This is a genomic window from Acinetobacter sp. AOR18_HL (assembly GCF_027855145.1).
GTDB lineage: Bacteria > Pseudomonadota > Gammaproteobacteria > Pseudomonadales > Moraxellaceae > Acinetobacter > Acinetobacter pittii.
This window is the reverse complement of record NZ_JAKTIG010000011.1, coordinates 50555-56673: the sequence shown is the minus strand read 5'-3', so window position 1 is coordinate 56673 and position 6119 is coordinate 50555. Positions and strand designations below refer to the sequence as shown.

Below are 6119 nucleotides of genomic sequence, written 5' to 3'. Positions count from 1 at the left end.
ATTTACAGAATTAGGCAGACCTCATACCCAAGTTGTAACCTAAATTTTAGCAACTTAGGAAAACTTTACCTTCAAAGGCTTTATGCAACAAAGCCGTTTAGATGTAAAAACGAATACTAAAGTTACAGTGCTTGGTTTGAGTTATAGAACAAAATGGTAAGACAATATAAATGGATGTTCCGCCCTAAACTTGCTATCTCAATTTTATCTGTTGCGATGGTAAGTGTTTCTGGATCTTATGCAGATGGTTTTTACACGATTATAGGTCCAGATGGGCGTCCTATGATTGTACCGAGTAAAAAAGTTGATCAAAAAAGACAGCTACCTCCTAGAGTGGAAATACAATCTCAAAATCTACCGAATAAAATTATAATTGATCCAGCTCAAAAAGTTTCTAAAGAAAAAACTATAGATGCACCAAAAAAAATGGAGCAATCAACACAAAACAAATTAAATACTGCACCGACTGCACCGACTGCACCGACTGCACCGACTGCACCGACTGCACCGACTGCACCGACTGCACCGACTGCACCGACTGCACCGACTGCACCGACTGCACCGACTGCACCGACTGCACCGACTGCACCGACTGCACCGCAAAAAGTCCAAAATACTCAGCCTACTTCAGCAAATAGTCATGAATTAAAAACACCTATTGAAAATGTAAAACTTCAAACGGCGTCTAATAATGAATGGCAGAAACAATTACTTTTAATTCCACCTCCGATCAAAAGTACCTCACAGGCTTCTCCTGAGCCAACTTCTTCACAAGATAAGTCTAAATTTACTACTATTGATGGCATAGAATATGTAAATAGTGAATATCTAGAAGACCAAGAGTTTAATTTAGAAGGAAAAAAACGTTTTTATATCGTGCCAGATGGATTAGGCAGAACTGAGTCAATAGAACGGAAAAAAGGTCTAAGTCGATCAACATTGGATCAGCTTTTTAATCGCCATACTCAAGATACAGAGTCGGCAGTGGTATTAGCCCCGACGTATATACGTTTATCTTCTCAAGACTTAGAAGCAACTTTTGAACAGGATAAGTGTTTTATTAAAAATTATAATAAATCAATTAAAAAGCTCAGTATAAATAAAGAAGTAAATTTGTGGCCAAGAAAACCTCTTAAAGAGAAGTTTGAGTATGAGTTGATAAAGCTTGATCCTTCAATTCAACATTTAAAACTTATGTCATTCGCTGCTAGTAATGAAAGACCTTTATATTATTGGCCTTTGGTTATTTTTTTAGATGATAAAGGGTGTATTTTAGAGGGGGTGAGCGGTTTCAAGAGTAAATCGTATCCTTCTACTCTATTACAACACGCATCAATTCAGGGCGTTTTAAAATTACCACCCTCAGCGTACTACATGATGTTGACACCATTATCCTCTGCTGTAGATGTTGCAGAAAATGAGTTAACGAATCAGGGACAAATTCAAATTTCGGTATTACGTTAAAAATAAGTAGGATATCTAATGAATAAAAAAGTTTTATGGCCTTTTGCACTTACCACACTGGCACTGATGCTAAACGGATGTGGTGGTGGTAGTTCCACAATAAATGAGAATCCTACAAATGGATCAGGAGGAGCTACTGCTAATGGAAGTTGTTCTGTAACAAACAGTGATTGTCTACAATTTTCTTTAGACTACCCAATAGCGGGTATTAATTTTACCTGTAGTAGTGCAGCGAATCTAAGCTTTGTTACTAAGGCTTCTGGAAATCGTGTTATTGGATCTTGTAAAGCCGGCGATACTGCTAGTTTTTATTTGCAAGATGCTAAAGCTACAAAAAAAATTGAACTAGGTTCTGTTAAGTTAGACACTGTTTCAAAAATTCAGATGACTGTTCCCCCACGCTTGAAAGTCATGGATATGGCAATAGGATTAACTGGCCAAACTCCAACATCACTTAATCAGAGTGACCCTACAGTGCAGGTTGCAATGGCATTGGTAAAACTCTTTCAAAGTATTGGCTTAGAGAGGGGAGATAATGTTGCTGGTGATTTGCAGCCAACCCAATTTACCGATGAGAAGAAAAACACTTTAAATATTTTAGTTCAAAATATTACAGCTGCAGAATGGAAAAATGGTGCTTATGTCAATATTTTGAAACCCTGGTTAGATGTAAGTCCAGTATCAGATACGCAAGCTTTTGACTTGGTAACGCGGTTGGCACACTTAAGTTTAGTAGGGTTATATCAATCAGATTATATTACTTTGGCTAAACCTGATTTTGTAGCTGAAAATTTTTATGGTTGTAATTTAACTAATTTAGTGGATTGTCCAAAAAGTGGGGTTAATACCCAACATATGTTTGGCAATTTGTTCTTATTATCCGATCGTCAGGGATATACCTTTGGTTATGGCTTACAATGGAAAGGAACAAGTACGATCGCCAGTGAAACAGCAATTAGTAAAGTATTTAATATCTTTACAAAATCTAAGCCAACTCAAATGATTGCGGATTCTCAAACTACTTGGCTTGATCCAATACAGACAGAAATTAAATCAACACAACCATTCCGTTTAAAAACTTCTAGCAATACAAATGAAGATTTAGTGATTTATCAAGGTAAATTATTGAATGATTCACTTATTGCAGGACGTGATAGTTCATATTTCGGGTTAACAAATACTAAAACTCCTAATCCTCAGCAGTATGCTTTATGGAAACAGAGTGTTGATAACCAAAATTATAATGGTTCTATGGATATTTATAAGGTAAGCCCTGCGAGCTATTTATCTAATCAGATCTTTAAAACAGCTAATAATGTCAAATCTGGTCAAACTTATATTTTCCCATTATATGCAACTCTAAACTTTAAATTTGATACAGCAGGAATTGCACCTATTGATTTGGGTATTGTAGTTGATGAAAATGGAGACATTAGAACAGATATTAAACCTAATGCTACTGCAACAGACATGTCTGGTCAGTGTGGAGTGGTTTCGAATACGAGTTTAATTGATAACAATGGGGTTCAGCAGTACAGAATTGGTACAACTGGAGGAACAGAGTCGGCCACCAATGATAAGTCAATTACAGTAAGAATGATTTTTGGGGTGCCTCAATTAGGGAATTTAAATGGCATTGTAGTAGGCCTAAATTCAAATGTTGTTCAAAGTACTTCTCAAACTGGTAGCCAAACTTTACTTGTAAGTGGCGCAAAAATTAACGTTGCGAACTTATTACAAGGGCAGGTCAGTGGTGCAAACCTTACGACCTATACAAATACAACAGTTTCATGGTTAAATCCATATGCTTTCTATCAGCAGGTATATAATAATATTAAAGATATTTCACCTGCTCCGACTGAGGCCGAAAAAGCTTTAGGTCAGCGTATGGCTGGAACTGTAACACTTAGAACCGCTGATTGTTATCAGATTAAGACTAAATCTTAAAAATAAACGACAAATAAAAAAAGACCGCGAGAGCGGTCTTTTTTTATGATTCAAGTGATTAACCTGTATGGTCTAAACGAGTCCCCAAAGTTTCAAGATGGGTTGGGAATACTTGTTTCTTACGATCTTCAAAATAATGTCTTAATGTATGTTCGACGCTAGGGAAGGCAAGCTCACCCCATGGAATTTCATGTTCTTCAAACAACCGACTCTCGATACTTTCTTCACCTGCACCAAAAATGCCATCTTTCAGCTGTGCTTTGAAAAGAACATAAATTTGACCAATACGAGGAATATTGTACATACAATACAGTTGTTCTATTTCTATCTCGGCTTCTGCTTCTTCTCGAGTTTCGCGTGCTGCACCTTGCTCCATGGTTTCGAACAATTCCATATAGCCAGCAGGCAAAGTCCATAAACCATAACGAGGTTCAATCGCACGACGACAGAGTAATACTTTGTCTTCCCATAACGCTAAGGCACCGCAGATTACTTTGGGGTTTTCATAGTGAATATTTCCACAATGAGTACAAACACGGCGTACTTTATGATCACCTAAAGGAATTTTTTGTTCGGTTTTATGCCCACACGCTACACAGAAACTCATAATTATCATCGAGTATAGAGATGCCTCAGCATAACTGAATTTTTAGACTTACGCATCAACTCTATTCCCTAACTTTGATTTTCAGATATGATGCAAAGAGAGACAGAATAATAGGTGAATGGTATGGAAGAGCACTTGCTAACACAAAAGTTACAGCAAAGATTACGCTTTTCCACCCGCATACAAGAAGCACAAGCTGCAGTACTCATTGCCATTACGAATGAGAATGATCCAAAGGTACTGCTTACACGCCGTTCAATACATATGAACAACCATGCGGGGGAAGTTTCTTTTCCGGGTGGAAAGCGTGACCCCAGTGATACGAGTAATATTGTTGTAGCGTTGAGAGAGGCTCAAGAAGAGACAGCTTTAAATCCGTTTGATGTACAGTTGTTAGGTGATTTGCCGATGCAGCGTGCAAGAAGCGGTTTGTCTGTAAAACCGATCGTTGGGCTTATTCCTCCTGAGGTCACTTTAATACCTCAGCCTACCGAAATTGATCGAATTTTCTTTGTCCCATTACAGCAACTTATCGAGACGCGTCCAACACCTTATGAAGTTCGATATGCTCATCAGTCTTTATATTTTCCAAGCTTACAGATTGATAATGAAATTATTTGGGGCTTAACTGCTCGTATGTTAGTTGCTCTGTTTAAATATGGATTGGGTTATCAAAAAGATTGGCCATTTTTACTCAACTCACCAACCTTTGGAATGCCAAAGTTTTCTCATAAAAAATAAAGATCAGGATTGATAAATTATGATGTATAGCTATCAAGGACAGCACCCAAAAGCATTACATGAGCCATGGGATGGCTGGGTTGCTCCAACTGCAACGCTTATTGGGCAGGTAGAACTAGGCCGTCAGGTCAGTATTTGGTTTGGTGCAGTAGTTCGTGCTGATAACTGTGTCGTTCGGATTGGTGATTTCTCTAATATTCAAGAAAATTCTGTCTTACATACCGATGCTGGACTTGAGCTAAACATTGGTGAATATGTCACCATTGGGCATAAAGTCATGCTGCATGGTTGTACGATTGGTGATAATAGTTTGATTGGTATGAACGCCGTAATTTTAAATCGGGCTGTGATTGGTAAAAATTGTATTATCGGTGCTAATGCTTTAATTCCTGAAGGGAAGGTGATTCCAGATAATTCAGTGGTGATGGGTTCACCTGGCAAAATTGTCAAAACTTTAGATGAAGATGGCGCTGCAAAAATACGTTTGAGTGCATTGCATTATGCTGAGCACTTTAAGAACTATGCAGATTTAAAAGAATTCCACTTTTAACTCTTTTTTAGCAAAATATTTTTATGCCAAGCACAAGCTTGGCATTTTTATTTAGAAAGAGAACAACTCGCCTATCAGAGCCGAGTGGGGTATCATAACCCTCGTTTTTAATCTGATTTAATACTAAGGTTGTGCATGAAATTGCTGGCGTTGGAAACTGCAAATGAGCAGTGTTCTATTTCATTAGTCGATGAAACCCAAGAACTATTTTTTCAACTCGATACGCGGGCGAAAGCACAAACCCAGACCATTTTGCCCATGATCGAGCAAGGGCTACAACAAACAGGTCTTGAAGTTGCTGGTTTGGATGCGATTGCCTTTAGCCGTGGACCTGGTTCTTTTAGTGGTGTTCGAATTAATGCTGCTGTTGCCCAAGCTTTAGCTTGGTCACAAGATTTACCTGTAGTTCCAGTTTCTACATTGCAAGCTTTAGCACAAGCGGCATACCGACTTGAAGGTTTGGAACAAGTGACTGCCGTGCTCGATGCGCGTATGAATGAAGTTTACATTGCAAGTTATGTTTTAGATGAACAAGGAATTATGCAGTGTATTGATGAAGAAAAATTAATGGGCTATGAGCCAGCAGCAGCTTATGCAAAACATTGCTTAATTGGTTCGGGCGCCAAGCTACTTCAAGCTGATGCAGAGCATCAAACAATCACTGCAACTGCACAGGATATTGCTTCTATTGCACGTGTCTATGCTACACAAAAGCAATGGGTGGATGCCGAGCATGCTTTGCCAGTTTATTTACGTGATGATGCGTGGAAAAAGATAGCGGATCAGGGTAAAGCAAAGTAAAGGCAGTAC

At 38.4% G+C, this 6119-nt stretch carries 6 protein-coding genes; 5 read left to right on the top strand and 1 reads right to left on the bottom strand.

The genetic code is table 11. The features are described from left to right. Positions 1-153 precede the first annotated feature (153 nt). Complete coding sequence (filE, locus tag MKL51_RS03045; protein WP_270904174.1) at positions 154-1464, top strand: putative pilus assembly protein FilE; 1311 nt, start codon at positions 154-156, stop codon at positions 1462-1464. An 18-nt stretch (positions 1465-1482) separates the two neighbouring features. Further along, positions 1483-3411 (top strand): putative pilus system protein FilF, encoded by a 1929-nt coding sequence (gene filF, locus MKL51_RS03040; RefSeq protein WP_017481238.1) that lies wholly within the window; start codon positions 1483-1485, stop codon positions 3409-3411. A 58-nt stretch (positions 3412-3469) separates the two neighbouring features. Here filF and MKL51_RS03035 read toward each other — a convergent pair whose 3' ends face one another. Then, complete coding sequence (locus MKL51_RS03035) at positions 3470-4018, bottom strand: NUDIX hydrolase (RefSeq protein WP_002115876.1); 549 nt, start codon at positions 4016-4018, stop codon at positions 3470-3472. A 114-nt stretch (positions 4019-4132) separates the two neighbouring features. Here MKL51_RS03035 and MKL51_RS03030 point away from each other — a divergent pair, with 114 nt between their 5' ends. From MKL51_RS03030 to tsaB, 3 genes are all read left to right on the top strand, one after another. Further along, positions 4133-4759, top strand: a complete 627-nt coding sequence (locus MKL51_RS03030; protein WP_014208431.1) for a CoA pyrophosphatase — start codon at positions 4133-4135, stop codon at positions 4757-4759. Between the two features lie 22 nt (positions 4760-4781). Then, complete coding sequence (locus MKL51_RS03025; RefSeq protein WP_080612917.1) at positions 4782-5309, top strand: gamma carbonic anhydrase family protein; 528 nt, start codon at positions 4782-4784, stop codon at positions 5307-5309. A 135-nt stretch (positions 5310-5444) separates the two neighbouring features. After that, the gene (tsaB, locus tag MKL51_RS03020) at positions 5445-6110 is read left to right on the top strand and encodes a tRNA (adenosine(37)-N6)-threonylcarbamoyltransferase complex dimerization subunit type 1 TsaB (protein WP_017481240.1); all 666 of its coding nucleotides are present in this window, start codon (positions 5445-5447) and stop codon (positions 6108-6110) included. Positions 6111-6119 lie beyond the last annotated feature (9 nt).